This window comes from Pseudolysinimonas sp. (assembly GCF_039912695.1).
Lineage (GTDB): Bacteria > Actinomycetota > Actinomycetes > Actinomycetales > Microbacteriaceae > Pseudolysinimonas_A.
Genome location: NZ_JBDSPJ010000022.1, coordinates 238,065 through 254,446, shown reverse-complemented (window position 1 = coordinate 254,446; position 16,382 = coordinate 238,065). Strand labels below are relative to the sequence as shown.

Annotated in this window: 15 protein-coding genes; 7 read left to right on the top strand and 8 right to left on the bottom strand. The window is 64.8% G+C overall.

What is annotated here, in order from left to right:
* Window positions 1-31 precede the first annotated feature (31 nt).
* From ABIR17_RS09515 to ABIR17_RS09485, 7 genes are read left to right on the top strand one after another with little or no spacing between them, the layout of a single operon-like run.
* On the top strand, window positions 32-976 hold the full coding sequence (locus ABIR17_RS09515; protein ID WP_348004140.1) for an ABC transporter permease: 945 nt from the start codon (window positions 32-34) through the stop codon (window positions 974-976).
* Window positions 973-2,907: a dipeptide/oligopeptide/nickel ABC transporter permease/ATP-binding protein gene (locus ABIR17_RS09510; RefSeq protein WP_348004139.1), complete on the top strand. Its 1,935-nt coding sequence runs from the start codon at window positions 973-975 to the stop codon at window positions 2,905-2,907. The genes ABIR17_RS09515 and ABIR17_RS09510 overlap by 4 nt, the downstream gene beginning before the upstream one ends.
* A complete protein-coding gene (locus tag ABIR17_RS09505; protein WP_348004138.1) occupies window positions 2,904-3,722 on the top strand; it encodes an ABC transporter ATP-binding protein in 819 nt (272 codons plus the stop codon). The genes ABIR17_RS09510 and ABIR17_RS09505 overlap by 4 nt, the downstream gene beginning before the upstream one ends.
* Entirely contained in the window at window positions 3,709-4,584 is an 876-nt protein-coding gene (locus ABIR17_RS09500) for an alpha/beta hydrolase (protein WP_348004137.1), read from the top strand. Before ABIR17_RS09505 ends, ABIR17_RS09500 begins: the two co-directional genes overlap by 14 nt.
* Entirely contained in the window at window positions 4,581-5,120 is a 540-nt protein-coding gene (locus ABIR17_RS09495; RefSeq protein WP_348004136.1) for a MarR family winged helix-turn-helix transcriptional regulator, read from the top strand. Before ABIR17_RS09500 ends, ABIR17_RS09495 begins: the two co-directional genes overlap by 4 nt.
* The gene (locus tag ABIR17_RS09490) at window positions 5,117-6,349 is read left to right on the top strand and encodes a CoA transferase (RefSeq protein ID WP_348004135.1); all 1,233 of its coding nucleotides are present in this window, start codon (window positions 5,117-5,119) and stop codon (window positions 6,347-6,349) included. Before ABIR17_RS09495 ends, ABIR17_RS09490 begins: the two co-directional genes overlap by 4 nt.
* Entirely contained in the window at window positions 6,336-8,390 is a 2,055-nt protein-coding gene (locus tag ABIR17_RS09485) for a 2-hydroxyacyl-CoA dehydratase family protein (protein WP_348004134.1), read from the top strand. The genes ABIR17_RS09490 and ABIR17_RS09485 overlap by 14 nt, the downstream gene beginning before the upstream one ends.
* A 41-nt stretch (window positions 8,391-8,431) precedes the next feature.
* Here ABIR17_RS09485 and ABIR17_RS09480 read toward each other — a convergent pair whose 3' ends face one another.
* The 8 genes from ABIR17_RS09480 to ABIR17_RS09445 all read right to left on the bottom strand — a co-directional run bounded on the left by ABIR17_RS09480 (window position 8,432) and on the right by ABIR17_RS09445 (window position 15,786).
* The gene (locus ABIR17_RS09480) at window positions 8,432-8,962 is read right to left on the bottom strand and encodes a hypothetical protein (protein WP_348004133.1); all 531 of its coding nucleotides are present in this window, start codon (window positions 8,960-8,962) and stop codon (window positions 8,432-8,434) included.
* 55 nt (window positions 8,963-9,017) lie between these two features.
* Entirely contained in the window at window positions 9,018-10,586 is a 1,569-nt protein-coding gene (locus tag ABIR17_RS09475; RefSeq protein WP_348004132.1) for a D-alanyl-D-alanine carboxypeptidase, read from the bottom strand.
* A gap of 9 nt (window positions 10,587-10,595) precedes the next feature.
* Window positions 10,596-10,811 carry a hypothetical protein gene (locus ABIR17_RS09470; protein ID WP_348004131.1) on the bottom strand — a complete coding sequence of 72 codons (216 nt, stop codon included), beginning with the start codon at window positions 10,809-10,811 and terminating at the stop codon, window positions 10,596-10,598.
* Between the two features lie 66 nt (window positions 10,812-10,877).
* Window positions 10,878-11,864, bottom strand: coding sequence for a hypothetical protein (locus ABIR17_RS09465; RefSeq protein ID WP_348004130.1), 987 nt, complete (start codon window positions 11,862-11,864; stop codon window positions 10,878-10,880).
* 542 nt (window positions 11,865-12,406) lie between these two features.
* Window positions 12,407-12,946, bottom strand: a complete 540-nt coding sequence (locus ABIR17_RS09460; protein ID WP_348004129.1) for a hypothetical protein — start codon at window positions 12,944-12,946, stop codon at window positions 12,407-12,409.
* On the bottom strand, window positions 12,915-13,634 hold the full coding sequence (locus ABIR17_RS09455; RefSeq protein ID WP_348004128.1) for a hypothetical protein: 720 nt from the start codon (window positions 13,632-13,634) through the stop codon (window positions 12,915-12,917). The genes ABIR17_RS09460 and ABIR17_RS09455 overlap by 32 nt, the downstream gene beginning before the upstream one ends.
* Before the next feature lie 93 nt (window positions 13,635-13,727).
* On the bottom strand, window positions 13,728-14,018 hold the full coding sequence (locus ABIR17_RS09450; protein WP_348004127.1) for a hypothetical protein: 291 nt from the start codon (window positions 14,016-14,018) through the stop codon (window positions 13,728-13,730).
* A 169-nt stretch (window positions 14,019-14,187) separates the two neighbouring features.
* Window positions 14,188-15,786 carry an RHS repeat-associated core domain-containing protein gene (locus ABIR17_RS09445; protein ID WP_348004126.1) on the bottom strand — a complete coding sequence of 533 codons (1,599 nt, stop codon included), beginning with the start codon at window positions 15,784-15,786 and terminating at the stop codon, window positions 14,188-14,190.
* Window positions 15,787-16,382 lie beyond the last annotated feature (596 nt).

Below are 16,382 nucleotides of genomic sequence, written 5' to 3'. Positions count from 1 at the left end.
TCGCCGGGTCGCCCAGAGATAAGGACAACGGATGCTGATCCTCATAGCGCGCCGCGCAGTGATGTCAGTGGTGCTGATCGTGGTGTCAAGCCTCGCGATCTTCGTTCTGATGTCCTTTGTCCCGGGCGACCCGGCGTTGACCATCCTCGGTGAACATGCGACCCCGGAGGCGCTTCAACGCCTCCGGGAGTCGCTGGGCCTCAATCGCCCGCTCTACGAGCAGTACGGCGATTGGCTGTTCGGACTCATCCGGGGAGACCTGGGCACCTCCATCTTCAGCGGTGAACCCGTCGCGAAACTCATCGGGTTGCGCGTCGGGGTGACGGTCTCGCTCATGGTGGGGTCAGTCGTCGTCATCGCGGTGTTCGGCGTCGCCTTGGGACTGCTCAGCGCGGTGAGGGAAGGATGGGTCGGACGGGTGGTCGACGCCGTGTCCCTCCTGGGCTTCGCCCTCCCCGGTTTCTGGATCGCGATTGTGCTCGTCGCCATCTTCGCCGTCACCCTGCGCGTGTTCCCGGCCACCGGCTACGTTCCGCCCACGGTCTCGCCGACCGGGTGGCTTCTCTCTCTCGTGCTGCCGGTGATCGCCCTGTCGATCGGCGGCATCACCATCATCGCCAAGCAGATGCGCGACTCAGCACGCGACGTCCTGGCTCGGGATTACATCCGCGTGCTGCGCGCGACGGGGCTCTCGGAACGTCGCATCCTGCTGCTGCACGTGCTGCGCAACGCGGCCGTCCCGACCACGACGCTGTTGGGGTTAACCGCGGTCAGCGTTCTGAGTGGTGCGGTGTTCATCGAGAACGTTTTCGTGCTCCCGGGGCTGGGCTCCCTGGTGACCTCGGCGACCCTTCGGCACGACCTGCCCATCGTGCTCGGCGTAGGGGTCGTGTTCGCCGTGATTGTGATTGTCATCAACTTGCTCGTCGACCTTGCCTACGGGGTACTCAACCCGAAAGCGCGAGTCGTCTCATGAGAGCCGCTGCTGCGCAGACCGGGTCGTTCGCTGTCCCGGCCCGACGCACGTCCACCGGGTTTACCGCGGCCCTGCTGCGTAAGCCCGTCGCGATCGCGGCACTCGTCGTGCTGATCGTGCTCGTCGTCGCCGCCATCGCCGCTCCGCTCATCGCTCCCTACGATCCAATCGTCCAGGACACCGCGGCGACCCGCCAGGGTCCGAGCTGGGTTCACCTTCTCGGGACAGACTCTCTCGGGCGCGACCTACTCAGCCGTCTCATCTGGGGTGGCAGGGACTCGCTCGGCGGCGTCGCGCTGGCGGTGGCTGTCATGCTCGTGATCGCGCTTCCGGTGGGCATCACCACCGCGTACGCGGGAGGTCGGGTCGACCGCGTGATCATGTCGATCATCGACATCGTCATGTCGGTCCCGACGATCATCATCACCTTTGCCGCCCTGGCGATCTTCGCCAACAGTATGACGGCAGCAATGATCACCGTCGGCGTCCTGGCGTCTGCGGCATTCGCCCGTATTTTCAGAAGCGCGGTGCTCGCGACCCGGAAAGAACTTTTCGTCTCTGCCGCAACGGTCACCGGTCTGCGACCGTTCCAGATCTTGACCCGTCACGTCTTGCCGCACGCGACCGGTGTCGTGCTGGTGCAGACCTCGCTGTTCGCGGCAGCAACGCTCGGCATCCAAACGGGCCTGTCGTTCCTCGCGTTCGGTCCTCCCCCGCCAGCTCCGACCTGGGGCGGGATGGTCGCCGACGCCTCGAAGGTGCTCGCAACCCACCCGTGGATGTTCGTCCCCACCGGCGGCGTGATCGCAGTCGCCACACTCGCCCTGGGCCTGCTCGGCGACGGCATCCGCGACGCGAACGCCGAACGCTTCACCGCGCCAATCCGAACGCGCGACCTGTTTCAGAAGCCGGCCGCCGTCGACTCGGTCGTGCCGACGGTGGCCAGCCCGCTACTTTCGGTCCGCGACCTGAGCATCGGTTTCGGCGAGCATTCCGGGCTCACCGTCGTGGATGCGGTGTCATTCGACATTGCGCCCGGCGAGATTGTCGGGCTGGTCGGCGAGTCGGGCAGCGGAAAGACGGTCACTGCGCTCGCGGTGCTCGGTCTGCTCGGGGGGACTGGCCGGATCACCCGCGGCTCGATTACCTTCGACGGGCTCGAGCTGGTTGGCGATCTTCGCGCCCTCGCCGCGACCCGAGGGTCGGGGATCGGCTACGTGTCCCAGGAGCCCATCACCTCCCTCGACCCGACATTCCGGGTCGGCAGCCAGCTCATCGAGGCGGTGCGCCACCACGATCGGTGCTCCCGCGCAGTGGCCCGCCGCCGTGCCCTGGAGCTGCTCGCCGCGGTCAAGATTCGCGAACCGGAACGGGTATTGCGCAGCTACCCGCACGAGATCTCTGGCGGTATGGCGCAACGGGTCATCATCGCGCGCGCTCTCGCGGGTCGGCCGCGGTTGCTGATCGCCGACGAACCGACGACCGCTCTCGACGTCACCGTGCAAGCCGAGGTGCTCACTCTTCTTCGTACCGTTCAGCAAGAAACCGGAATGGCGATCCTGCTCGTGACTCACGACTGGGGTGTCGTCGCAGAAACGTGCAGTCGCGCCCTCGTCATGTACGCCGGCCAAATCGTCGAGTCCGCGGGCGTCGACGATCTGCTCGATCGGCCGAGGCATCCCTACACGCGAGCCCTTCTCGCCTCGAACCCGCACGGTGCGCGCCGCGGCGAGACGCTGCCGACGATCGGCGGCACCGTGCCGTCACCTGCCGACTGGCCGGTCGGGTGCCGTTTCGCAGCTCGCTGCCCGCTGGCAGTGGATGAGTGCCGCGCGGCGCCCATTCCGCTCATCGAGGCCGGTCCCGCACGAACCAGCCGATGCATCCGGATCGACGCCCTCATCACCGACACCGCAGGTGGCCGACCGTGAGCGCCCCCATTGTCGCTGTCACCGACCTTGCCGTGGACTTCGGGTCCGGCCGCACCCGTCGCCGGGTCATCGAGGGGGTGTCGTTCGAGATCTTCCCGGGACGGACTCTCGCGCTCGTCGGAGAGTCGGGCTCCGGAAAGACGACGATCGGGATGGCGGTGCTCGGCCTGGTCCCCGCCGCGGAAGGCTCCGTCGAGTTCGACGGCAACGTCATCGCCAACCTGCGTGCCCGCGAGCGTCGGGCTCTGGGACGAGAGCGTCAAGTGGTCTTCCAAGACCCGTACAGCTCGCTCGACCCGACAAAGACCGTCGGGTACAGCTTGCTCGAGCCGGCCCGCGCCCACGGGATGGACCGCGCCGCGGCCCGCACTCGGGCCTTCGAGCTGCTCGCCCGGGTGGGGCTGGATGCCGTGGCCGCCCTGAGATATCCCGCACAGTTCTCGGGGGGACAGCGTCAACGGATCGCCGTGGCACGTGCGCTGATGAGCTCACCGCGGTTCCTCGTGTGTGACGAGCCGGTGAGCGCACTTGACCTGTCGGTACAGGCCGAAGTGATGAACCTGCTGACCTCGTTGCAACGTGAACTTGGCCTCGCGATGCTGTTCGTCTCCCACGATCTCGCGGTCGTGCGCCAGATCTCCGACGAGATCGTCGTTCTGCAGCACGGCCGCATCGTCGAGCGTGGCCCGGCCGAGACCATCCTCACGGACCCGACTAACCCGTATACCCGACGCCTGATCGATGCCGCCCCACGGCTCGATCGCCGAGCGTCGACCACTCCCGAGACGGAAGGGGCCAGCAATGCCCACCTGTGAAATTGACGGTGCACGAGTCTGGTACGACTCCTTCGGGGAAGACGAGCGACTCCCGATGTTCTCGAGCGCGATGGGATTCGAGGGCGGCGGCTATCCCGAGATCCTGGCGAGCTCGCCGACATCCCGCCGCGTCGTGCAGGTGCAGGCGCGCGGCTACGGTCGCTCCAGCCGCGTGACCGAGACCCCTCCCGAGGGCTGGCTCGCGCTCTGGGCCGACGACGTCTGCCGGGTTGCCGACGCGCTCGGCGTCGAACGCTTCTACTACACGGGTGTCTCGCACGGCGGCGGCATCGGGTGGTACATCGCCCTGCGTCACCCGGAGCGACTCGCGGGGTTCATCTCGGTGGTCGGCACTCCGCACGACCGGGAAGGCGGGACCGCCAGTTCGGCGGGCCGGGCGATCGTTCAGGCCAACCGCCACGATCCCGCGGTGATCCGCCAGCAGTTCGAGATTCTCGCGGGGTGGACTGACGATCCGACGCGACTCGAAGGCCGAGAACACATGTACGCGCACGTTGCCGCCCGAATGGCAGCACAGGACGAATCCGAGGCTGCGATCAACCAGGGCAAACCGTTCCCCGAGGCGACGACCGACGAGGAGCTCGCAGCGATTCTGCGTACTGTCGACGTGCCGACGCTCATTCTCGCGGGGATGCGCGACGGGGTGATCAGCCCCCTCTCGTCGCTGCGCGGAATCGTCAATGTGCCCCGGGCGAAGGCCGTGTTTTGGGAGGATGAGGGGCACATGATCGCGGGGGAGAGCCCGGCCCGGCTGGCCCGCGAGGTCGGCCTCTGGTTGTCCGAGCAGGAAGGCACCGCCGATCCGGCGGACGGCATCGTCTCGGAGGTGTACTCATCATGAGCCAGGAAGCCGCAGGCCCGGCCAGCCGGGAGTTCTACCACGTCGTCATGCGTCTGGCCCGAGCACTCGGGCGAGCAGGAGAGGACATCGCCTGGGAGACCGGGATCACCGTTGCGGAGTTCAACGTGCTTCTGGTGCTCGGCGAAGGCGTACCCCTGTCGTCGGCTCAGGTCGCCCGCCGTGCGTTCATGACTCCTCAAGCGAGTCACCAACTGGTGACCGGACTTCTCGCGCGCGGTGTGGTGGAGTCGCAACCGCATCCGACCGACGATCGGGTTCGCCTCGTGTCGCTCACCGACGCCGGGTGGGACATCCTGCACAACGCGCGGCAGGCGCTGCACGCGCTGCAGGACCGGGCGACGTCGAGGTTGACATTCCACGACCGGGTGCGTTTCGAGGAGGCACTCACGACGATTGCGGAGACGATTCAAGGTGGCTGGTTCGGCGATATCGACGCTGAGGCGCTCGCGGCCGAACATCGCGCGGGCCGCGGAGCCGGCGACGTTCCCAAGGCTCCGGGAGCGGGCACGCGATGACCGGCAAGCCGCTCGAGGGCATCACGGTCCTCGACCTCACCACCGCGCTCGCGGGACCATACGCGACCCTGTTGCTCGGCGGGCTCGGGGCGCGGGTGATCAAGATCGAGAACCCACACCGGGGCGGAGACAGCTCGCGCGGGAACTCGCCGTTCCTCACGCGTGACGGACTTTCGGCGACCCGGCTCGATCCGTCGGACCTGTCGGTATCGATGATGTTGCGCGGCCGTAACAAGGAGAGCATGACGCTCGACCTGAAGACGGTCGCTGGCGTTGAGATTCTTCATGAACTCGTGCAGCACGCCGACGTGCTGGTCGAAAACTACAGCGACGGGGTGACGCGCCGTCTCGGCATCGACTATGGCTCGCTGCGGACGGTCAATCCGCGCCTTGTCTACGCCTCGATCACCGGTTTCGGCACCGACAGCGACGGCGGGAAAGCGATGGACACCATCGTGCAGGCGCTGAGCGGGGTCATGATGACCGCGGGTGAGCCGGGCGACGCGCCGATTCGGTTCGGACTTCCCATCGGCGATCTCTCCGCCCCGCTGTTCTCGGTGATCGGTGTGCTGTCGGCGTTGCTCGAGGTGCAGCGCTCGGGCCAAGGCCAGCACGTGGATGTCTCCATGCTCGGCGCTCTCACCTCCATCGTCGCGTGCGAACCTTTCGACGCGTTCGAGGAACTCGGGTTGCCGATCCGCACCGGAGACTGGGTGCCGCGGCTCGCGCCATTCGGCACCTTCCGGGCCTCCGACGGCTGGTTCGCTCTCTGCGGCCCGACCGACCAGTTCGCGGCCGCCGTGTTCGCGGCAATCGGCCGCCCCGACCTGGGCGTGGATGCTCGATTCCAGACGCGAGACGCGCGCGTCGCGAACGCCGACGAACTGCACCGGATGATCGCGCGCTGGGCACTCGGGCGAACGGTCACGGAAGCGGTGGCGGATTTCACCCGCGAAGGTGCGCCGGCGGCTCCCGTCCGCTCCGTGGCGGAGGCCGTGCGCGACCCCCAGGTGCTCCGGCGCGGCGACGTTGTGCAGCTTGAGCATCCGTCGTACCACACCGACACCGAGCTCTTCGGGTCGGGGCTGCCCATTCATTTCAGCGAAAGCAAGGCTGGGCTCGATATCCCGGCAGCCCCGCTGGGAGCCCACACCGACACCGTTCTGCAGGGTCTGCTGGGGTACTCCCCGTCGCAGACGGATGAGCTGCGGCGTGATGGAGTCGTCTGAGCCGCGGGGCGCGCGCGTCACGGTTCTGGTCACGGGCGTTGACATCCCGGTCGCGCTCATCCGGGCCGCGGGGTTCGAACCCGAGCACGTGACGGTCGCGGACGCGGAAAGGCGAAGCACCGATCCATCGGTTGCGGCAATCGTCTTTTCGCACCTTCGCGACAGTGACGCTCAGGCCTACCATCGGCTCCGCTACCGAGCGGGGGCGGGCGAGACCGCGCTGCTCTTCCTCGACTTGCCCGCATCGGATGGCGAGGCTCAGCACAGGTACGCGGTGGCTCGGTTGCGGAGCCTCGCTGAACGACTCGCGAAGATCTCCGGGTTCGAGGTCACCGACGATCGGTTACGGGCCGAACTGGCGCATCCCGAGGCCGCGCCAGCGGCATCCATCGCTGATGGGCCGGTGGCTGCACTGGTCGGGCTCGACGGGCCCGCGCGTGATCTTCCAGAGCCCGCCACCTTCACGATTCGCTGGAGAGAACTCGAGCAAGGCTACGGCGCAGCGCCCGCCCCCGCGCTCGATAACAACGGCGACCCGTGGGAAGCGATGGCCCAACGCCACGCGGTGCGAGCTGCAACGACTTCGCGCGCCTCGCTCGAGCTTCGGGTGGCGGCGATCGCCGAGCACGCGCATGCGGCGGGGGTCGCCGTCATCCTGCTCGATGCGGGCGACGTCTCTGACTCGGCAGTGTGGTTCCGTTCGGTGCTGCGCCTGCGACTCGGCGATCAATTCCAGATCGTCACGCTCGGCGAGAGCACGCCCACGGTGGTCACGAAGCCGTCGCCCGACACTCCCGCCGAGCGGCCGCGTGCCCGCAAATTGCTCTCCTTTGCTGACGGTTTTTCGCAGTATCAGAGGGAGTGGTTCGCCGGCATCCGGCAACGGGCGCTGAGCGGCGAACCGTTCGCGGTGGTGAATGCCGACGCACCGCAGGAGGTGCTCCGGGCGCTCGACATCCCGTTCGTCGTGAATCAGTGGTGGGCATCGATCGTCGCAGCCAAAGGCAGCACCGCCGCGTATCAAGCAGCGCTCGCCCGCGCCGGCCTCCCCGCACGAGAGCAGGCCTACAACAGTCAGGGGCTCGCCGAGGCGATCGGAGTCGGGGAACCTCTGCCCTGGGAGGGGCTTCCGCGCCCCGCGATCCTCTCGGCGATGCGGGCTGAGGATGCTGTCGCCGGCATCTTCGAACAATGGGCCGAACGCACCGGCGCCGAAGTTTTGCTTTTCGATCGAACCATCGAGTCACGCGCGGAGTTTCCGCTGGAGTGGTGGGATCTGATGGCCGACGGGTGGGAGGAAGTCATTGAGCCGGAGCGGCTTGACCTGCTCGCGGCCCAACTCACGTCGAGCGTCACCGAACTGGAACGCATCTCAGGCCGGACGCTCGACCCCGCTCGTCTGCGCGAGGTACTCGACCTCGTCAACGAGCAGGAGGAATGGTTTCGACGCACCCGCGATCTGATCGCCCGCACCCGACCAGCACCGGTGAGTATCGTCGACACGATTCCCGCCACCATGATCCCGCAGTGGCATCGCGGCACCGAGTGGGGCCGGGATGCGGCGCGCGCCTTTCACGACGAGGTCGAGAGCCGCATCGCGGCCGGTCTTGGCGCCAGCACCGACGAACGGCTGCGGCTCATGTGGGTGGGGCGCGGCATGTGGGAGCAGATGTGGATCTATCAGGCGTTCGAGGAGTCGCACGGTGCCGTTTTCGTCTGGTCGATGTACCTAGGTCTCGCGGCCGATGGCTACCTTCGCCACATGCGCGAGGGCCAGAATCCGTTGCGCGCCCTGGCCTCTCGATTCGTGACAGTCGGGGACGAGCTCCGGATGCCAGCCTGGGCTTCCGCCTGGCACGTCGCCGAAGCGCGCCGGCACCAGGTCGACGCCGCGATCGCGATCGCTGATGCTGAGCCGGCGGTCATCGCCGCCCTGCGCCAGGCCGGCATCCCGGTGCTCGAACTGGGGATCGACAACCTCACGCTCGGCGAGCCCGAGAGTTTGCTCGCGTCGATCCGGGAGTTCCTTGACACCCTGTGATTCCACCGGCCGGGTGGCAACCTGACGAGTCGCGAATGAACTCAGAAGGCTGGCGCGCCAATGACGACTGAACCGCCGTCGATAAAGTCGCCCCAGCCGTCGAAGTCAAGCGGCAGCTGCTCGGGGTTAGTCAGGTCGTAGACCTCAAGGCCGGAAGCCTGGTCGGGGGATTGGTAGGCGGACGGGTCCGTGTCGGGGAACGGCTGAGTCCACCCGAGCTTCAGCAAGGTGTTTGTCACGCCCTCGCGGGCAATCCCCACGAGTTGCACTTGGGTACCAACGCCCTCCGACCCGCCGCCGTCGGTGGGTGTGGAAACGATCAGGCGACACCCGATCAGAGAGTCGATTTCGGCGGGCGGGAATTCCGCCGTCGCATCTTCCGTGACCGAGACTAAGTCGGCGTTCGCGTCGAACTTGTCAGCGAGATCTGACTGAAGCGCATCGACCAAACCCACCGGGCAACCGGGACTCGATTCGATCGCGGTGGGACTCGGGTCGACGGCTGTGGGCGTGCAACCCGCGAGAAGTGCCGTTGACACAATCGCCACGATCATCAATCTCACGGAGGCCACACCGACCAAGATAGGCCGGGACCGGTGGGATGCGAAGCGATGACTCACGTGCACGTTAACCCCCGAGATCGAAGGGGTGGGTCAGGCGCCACCAGGCGGTCGGTGGGTCGATGTCGGCATCCAAGATCAGCGGTGCCGTGACGGTCGTCGCCCCGGCAACCCAGGTGATCTCGCCGACCGTGTCGCCTCGTGCGCCGGTCGTCAGGGGCTCGACGGTAAACGTGGTCGTGATCGGGGTATCGGACCAGGTCAGCACGATCGAACTCTTGCCCAACACGATCTTCGCGGACTCACCCCACGGGGTCGCGTAGGTTCCGATCTCGTCGCCGCTGTTGCCGAGGTTGACGTTGTGAAATCCCGCGGTGATGCTCGCTAGCAGCGCCTTCACGTCGAGGTCGACCGACTCGTGAGAAAAGCCGCCGAGCACGACCCCCACAACGTTGAGCGGCGTGCCGGTGCCGACATCCATCGTCGCGGAGAAGAGCAGGTTCGAGCCGCTCGGGTCGAGGGTGCCGGTCTTGATTCCGCTGATGCCGTCGACGCCGAGCAGGTCGTTCGTGTTGAGCTGCGGCGGCACGTTGGGAACCTCGAGCGTCTGCATCTTCACGATTTCGGCGACCACCGGATTCGCCATCGCGATCTTCGCGAGCGCGATGAGGTCACTCGGGGTGCTCGTGTTGCGGGCGTCGATGCCGGTCGGTTCGACCATCGTCGTGTGGTCGAGACCGTTCGCGGCCAGCCAGGTCTTCGTCGCCCGCAGGAAGGAGCTCTGCGACCCGAACGCCCAGGTCGACACCGCTTCTGCATAGTTGGATGCTGAGATCACCAGCATCATTTCGAGGGCGTCGTGTTCCGACATCGAGCTGCCCGTCGGCATCGCGGCGATCGTGGCGTCGAGCACGTAGTACTTGTCGTAGAGGGCGTGGTCAGCCTTGTCGAAAGTGATGGTCGGGCCGTTTTCCCCGGCGCCCAGCGGCTTTGCGTCAAGCACGACCAGCGTCGTGATCAGCTTGCTGATGCTCGCGATCGGAAGCGGATCATCGCCGCCCCCCGACATCCAAATGCCGCTCGCGCTTGCCCCGAGGTAATCGTCGGCTCCACTCACGCTGATCGCGGACTCGCCCTCAGGGCTCATCGATATCAGCGTGGCCGCCGGAGGTGTGACGGTCGGAGCTGTCGCATCGATCGTGGCCGAACCGATCGGGGCGGTGAGGGCGAAGGTGATGTACCCGCCGAGGAGGGCGGCGACAACCAGGCCGACGATTCCGCCGATGATTGCGCGGCGTCGGCGGCGCTTGCGACGGATGACGGGGTCGACCGGCGGGGGAACATCGCGTTCGACCTCACGCTCGCGCACCATGGCCTCGGCGAAGTGAGAGAGGTCGTCGGTTGATCGCCGGGGGCGCAGCGGGGCGGTTTCGGCGACCTCGCGCGAGATTGTGACCTCGAGGGGTTCGACCTGCTTTTCTTGCGAGGTGACAGTCGCGGGTTCGGCGTCGCTCTGCGCCGTCAGTTCGGCTTCGAGTTCGGCGAGCCGGCGACGGTCGTCAGCTGTTCCGTCACGCGAGTAGGCGAGGCGTCGCAGTCGCTCGAGCTGCTCGATGGGAGGTTCCTGATCCGCCACCCTTGCACTCTAACTCGGGGCGTCGTAGTACTCGCCGGGCGCGGACGCGACCGGGTCGAATCGGAAAGCCTTCAAGACGAGCGTGTTGACTATGCCCTTCTCCATCACCTGCGAGGCGTAGTTGGTCAGTCCGTATTGCGCGTAGACCTCTCGGATCTGATAGCTAGCGTCATCGAGGTCGCCCTCGCGCCCGACAAGAGGTTCCGGAGGATCTGGCGCGGTCACGTCAGCGACGATATTGAGTTCGGAAGGATCGTCCTTGGGGGATCGGTCCGGCGCGAGCGCTGTCGTTCAGACGTACCCAATCACTTCTCGCGAGACTTCCTCGATCACGTCGGCGGGGATGCCGTCGACCGCGAGCCGATAGATGGCATCTAGCCGGGGATTGTAGACGCCGATGTGAGTCGGGGCGGGTCCGCGCAGGTCATCGGGCCAGGCGCGGTTTTTGAGCAGATAGTCATCGAGGTCCCAGGCTTCAAGCCAGTCCGGCTCCGACGTGGAGTGGTCCCAATGCCAGGTCGGTCGCCAGTTCCAGTCGGAGCGTCGTGCCATGAGCCAGTACATGAGAAGTTGCAAGGTGTCGTCCTTGGTCGGTGGATTCACTGACACTTTGAAATCCCACAGCGTGTCTCGCGTGACGAAGTCGCCATCTCCCGTATCTACGGTTTTCGTGTATCCGCCGAGCATCGTGAAGCCGTCAACGAGTACAGGGCCGTACTCCCACGCGAACGCGAGCGATGCCGCGATCATCTCGGCGATGTGCTCGCGCGTGATCGCGTCGGGGTCTGTCCTCGCGTCTGGGTTGTACGCCGCCATCCCCGCACGGAAGATGACGTCGAAGGACGCGAGTTTGATCGCAGCCTTGATCGCTTCATCGTCAGGGACCAGATAGACCTCGCGGTCGGTGGCCCAGTTCGGATTCTTCGGATTGGGGAGCGCGTGCCTCGCGCTCTCGTCATTCGGCAGCGCCAAGACTCGACCTCGGGATCCTTCGATCAGGTCACAGAGGTCAAGCGCGTATCCCCGCCAGTCATCCCCGAGACGTCCCGCTGCCGCTACCGAGACCGTGAACACTTCTGCGGCCGGCCTCCCCAGCGCGGAGCGCGTGAGGTAGTCGACAGCTAGACCGACGAGCGAGGCGTGGACGTTCTCAAGAGTGTGATCGACGACTGCGGCGACGCCGCCCGATCCGAGGTAGCGAACCTCCATCGTCTTCGGATGGATGTAGCCGCCGCGCGGCTGCTTTACCTGTCTAATGCGCTGAGTGACGCTAACCATGACGCCTCCCTTCATATGCACTCGGCTTGTTCCTGCATACGGGTCGCCCCGACCGCCTGAACTCCCTGCGCACCACATCTTCGCGGACGCGGGGTTTTCGCGGGGATCTCGAAATCGCCCTGTCGAGCGGTGCGGACGGAAACATCCTTCGACCATGAGTTTCTTTGGAGGTCCTAACGGAGGCGCTTTGGAACAGAGGTCCCGCCCTAGAACGGCTCCTTGAGCGGTCTCGCCGACCGGGGTCGCGGCCAGTCGCGGCTGCACCGCGGGTGTATCAGCGGCAAAGGCGACTCTCGGTTGAGGAGCGAGTGGACGTCGCCAGGCGGTACCTCACGGGGGAGACCATGGGTGCTCTGGCGGCTTCGTTCGGGTGTCATCGGGATGCGATTCGGAGGGCGCTCGTGAAGCAAGGTGTCGAGCTGCGCGACTGGCGATCGAAGGTGGCTGACCCGAAGCGGGTGATCGAGTTGTACAAAGCCGGACAGACGGCAGCGCAGATTGCTTCGAAGTTCGACGTCTCGCCTACGGCGGTGCTAAACCACCTACGCGGCGCGGGGGTCATCCTCAGACCGCGAGGGAAGGTCGCTCGCTGAGTCGCCGACTTTTTCTTCTTGCTGGTGACGCATCAGGGCGATGAAAGCCCGGCTGAGCTGATGGACGTCGATCTCCGGTTTCATGATCGGGGCGACGCTGATGTATCTCGCCTTCTGGCCAGACTTTCTTGGGATGTCTGGCTTACGCACGGCGTGCATTCGACGGCGCGGGTCGAGCGGACGAATGGCAGCACTGACTGCGAGGTGATTTGAAAGTGGGACGTCGTACTCGAGCAGCGTTTGATGAACTCGCTCGATGACGCGGTAGGTCTTGCCTACCTTGTTTGCCAGCGAGGGCTTGGTCTTGCGGAGGCCGGCCAGATGCTCGGCGAGTTCGGCTTCGGTGAGCTGCTCGTTCGGGCGGCTGAGCTCGTGCAGATCCCATTGCTCTTGGGGGGTGAGGATGCTGAAGATGACTGGCGCTTCGAGCCAGAGGAGTCGGAGGAGCTGGTGGCGATCAAGTTGCTGATTTGTGGTGACCCGAGGCACTATGCGGTCGAGGCCGACGGCTTGTTGTCGCCTCGGGCATCGATGACCACTGAGAACGGATCACCCCATCCGACACGGTCGACGCTGCCGTTACGGTCTCGACCCACGCATCCTGCGTGAGAGTCACGTCATCCCAGACTACTGACGTACCCACAGTGGCCGCGGCGACGTAGGTGATCTCGAGGTCATGCGAGGTGTCTGTCGCCGTGAACTGATACGACAACTGCTGATAGCCAGCGACGAGCCCCGTCGGTGTCGGCGCTCCGATTCCGGTGACACCGAGCGCGACATTCCACACGTACCCGCTCGAATCAGGATCGAACCAAATGGATGCCGTGTAAGAGCGCCCGATGGTCAGTCCCGTTAGGGTTCGCGTCGCGGAAACGTTCGCGTAGCCGTTGTCCGATGTCGAGGTCTCCATCGTGCCGGAACCTGAGCGTGGATTGGTTGAACCTTGCGCGACTGCCGAATCCACCCTCCCCGGGACCCAACCTCCAGCATCGGACTCGAAGTCTGACGTGTAGACACCCACCGCCGGATGAGTCGTCGTCAAGGCCGGGAATGACCAGGTCATCCCATCCGTCGACCCGGTACTCGCGTTGCGGGTGATCGCCGACAGGCTCGTGCCATTCGTGGGATACGCCACCGACTGCAACAACTGAGTCGAGGTGTAAGTCGGCTGGGCCATCAACACCCCACCCACCGTGAAGGTCAGGATCTTCCCATCCGGGTCATACGTGTGTTCAAGGCGGCGAAGGTTTGCCTGACCGGCTGCATGCGGTCAGCAATGAGCGGCAACCAAGTTGCCGCCCTGATCCAGCCAATCCCTGCCCGATACGCCTTCGTCGCGAAACTCACCCGAGATGGCCGTCTCGAAAATGCCGTCCACGTATTTTCCGATTGCGAAATCCACCCAATGGAAGTTGTCTGGGGCAGACCACGCGACATTTGGCGCGAACGGCTCAGGTGGCGGATTCGTCAAAATAAGGTCGCCTGTCGCAAATTTCACCTCTTCTGCAGAGGTCGCCTCCCAGCCCTTAATCAAACCCTCGTCGCTTCGCAAGAATTCCACTTGGAGCGTATTTCCCTCGACCTCTTGGCACACCACGAATTCGAACGTCGAGGCATCAGGACGATGCAAGTACACCTGAGTGAAAGGAACTCCTGGATAGACGCACGACGAGAGGGTCGCCGAGCTCAGGGACGCTATAACGACAGCTAATGCGCCGCTTTTCAATCGTTTAGCCGTGTGCATAATGCCCCCAAACAACGTTTGCTTCGACCTCGAATGAATTTAGACACTGCGCCACAAGACAATTACCTCGGAGGCTCGGATCTGTAATCAAACCCCAAGCCACCTCCGCCTTCCCCGCCTCGGTAAGGTACGCCGCGAGGAAATCGGACTCTGTATCATACCGTGCCCACTGTGGAGGGTGACCTTCCTCGTGGCGAATAACGTTTGGATCGCGCTGGAGTTCCTTCCAAGAGCTCCCGGTAATGAACACGTTCCCCCAAGTCGTCCCGCCGGAATACCAAATGTCATGCGAGATTTGTCCCAACGAAGCGCTTGCATTATGGCCCGCACCGGTGCAGATGATCAATTTCGTCTCTGTTACATGAGAACAGTCGGCACCGGCGGCGAAGGCTAGCGCCAGATATTTTCTCGTTATCGGGAGATTCTTATCCCACACCGCTCGAATTTTGGAATTTCCTCCACACCAATTGGGTCGGGAAGGGTCTCGCTTACATCCCTTTTCGCCAGTCAGATCCATCTGGTTGACTGGATCCCCAGGGTAGTCGTAGGAGTTGGTGACACCGCCTTCGACGGGGTCGGTTTCGAGGAACCGCCCGAGTGACGGGACATACTGGCGGGCACCCATCTCAATGGTGGCGACTGACCCGCGATGTTCGGTGTATTTCCCTGCACCGCCGACCCAGCCGAGGTCGGCATCCCCGTTAATCAGATCCGGGATCGCGTCATCCGCGGTGGTGGTGCCGATGGCCCAGGTGGTGGGGTTGATGGGTGGCCCGAACGGATCGTACTTCGACCGGTCCCCGACCCGGGTGCCGGTTTGGTCGGCGACGAGGATGTTGTCACCGTGCAGGTTCGGGTAACCCCACTTCTGCGACCCGTCCGCTGTCGTGATGGTGAGGGAGGCACCGCCGGGGAGGGAGATCATCCACTGATCCACATGACCGGTACCGTCCGCGATCGCCCCACCAGCCAGATACCGGACCGTGCCGTTGCCGACCCCGCCTGGGGAACCGGTGACGATGCGTTGCACCATCCGACCCCCCGCATCCAACAGGTAGGTGATTGTGGTGCCATCATCCAGAACCGTCTTGATGTGCCGATCCCCCACGTCATACGTGAGTACCTGATCGGCCAACCGGGTCGTGTTGCCGTGCGCGTCATACGTCAGGGTCGGTGTCGGGCCGGCGGTGGTCAGGGAGACCCCGCCGACCGGGTTCGCCCCGGATGGTGGGTTCGTGACAGTGGTGGCGGTGAGCCGGTCGGCGTTGTCGTAGCAATACGCCACCGACGTCGTCGACCCATCAAAATTGTCGCTGAACCCGGTACGGTTACCGTTCTTGCCGGCACCCGCATTCACTCCACACGCATTCGATGGGGCGAATGCGTAGGTGAGGGTGTGATGCGGGATGCTCGCCAGCACCAGGCGGCCAGCCGTGTCGAAGGTGTAAGTCGACACCTCGGGGGTTACCGTCGTGGTGTCGGTGAGGGCGTCACGAATGATCCGACCCGACTGCGACCGGATCACCCCATCCGACACCGTCGAGACGGGGACCGTTTCGGGCCACGCATCCTGGGTGAGCGTCACGCCATCCCACACCAACAGAGACCCGACATCATCCGCCGCCGTATACCCGACCGTGAGGTCGTGCGAGGTTGCGGTGGTGGTGAACGTGTACGTGAGCTGCCGATACCCGACACCCGGCGCTACCGGGGTCGATGTGTTCTGAAGGACCGGGCGCGACCGCGAACCGATCCCCTCGTCGGACAACGTCGAGGGCGCTGTGAGCATCTCGATCCCTGGTTCTCGACTCAGGTCAGGTCGCCTGCAGCGTGCCGATATCCTCGGCCGCGATGTACTGCAGGACTAGGCCCAGAGGGGCCGTCGATAGTGAGCTTCAAATTGTTAGATCAAAGGGAAGCGCCGGGACATTGCCTGGATCGGCGACGACATAGGGTTTCACGTTAGGAAGCGCCCTCATTAAAGCCAAGGACGCCTCCAGGTCATCGACATCTGTTAACTCCAGGATCGGAACAAGGAATGTAATCTCAATTGGGTCAGGTAGCGTCGATAGCCGAGCGCTGGTAAAGCCAAGACTTCGTAACGCGGTCGCAGCCGCATGTCGATCGCGTTCATTCGGAATGAGGTCCTCGATCTTTTGAACAATCAATCTCAAGTTTCCT

Bases quoted from the DNA above. Each gene is read 5' to 3' on its own strand.
- ABIR17_RS09515 (WP_348004140.1), top strand. From the start codon at position 32: ATGCTGATCCTCATAGCGCGCCGCGCAGTGATGTCAGTGGTGCTGATC.
- ABIR17_RS09510 (WP_348004139.1), top strand. From the start codon at position 973: ATGAGAGCCGCTGCTGCGCAGACCGGGTCGTTCGCTGTCCCGGCCCGA.
- ABIR17_RS09500 (WP_348004137.1), top strand. From the start codon at position 3,709: ATGCCCACCTGTGAAATTGACGGTGCACGAGTCTGGTACGACTCCTTC.
- ABIR17_RS09495 (WP_348004136.1), top strand. From the start codon at position 4,581: ATGAGCCAGGAAGCCGCAGGCCCGGCCAGCCGGGAGTTCTACCACGTC.
- ABIR17_RS09490 (WP_348004135.1), top strand. From the start codon at position 5,117: ATGACCGGCAAGCCGCTCGAGGGCATCACGGTCCTCGACCTCACCACC.
- ABIR17_RS09485 (WP_348004134.1), top strand. From the start codon at position 6,336: ATGGAGTCGTCTGAGCCGCGGGGCGCGCGCGTCACGGTTCTGGTCACG.
- ABIR17_RS09465 (WP_348004130.1), bottom strand. From the start codon at position 11,864: ATGGTTAGCGTCACTCAGCGCATTAGACAGGTAAAGCAGCCGCGCGGC.
- ABIR17_RS09455 (WP_348004128.1), bottom strand. From the start codon at position 13,634: ATGGCCCAGCCGACTTACACCTCGACTCAGTTGTTGCAGTCGGTGGCG.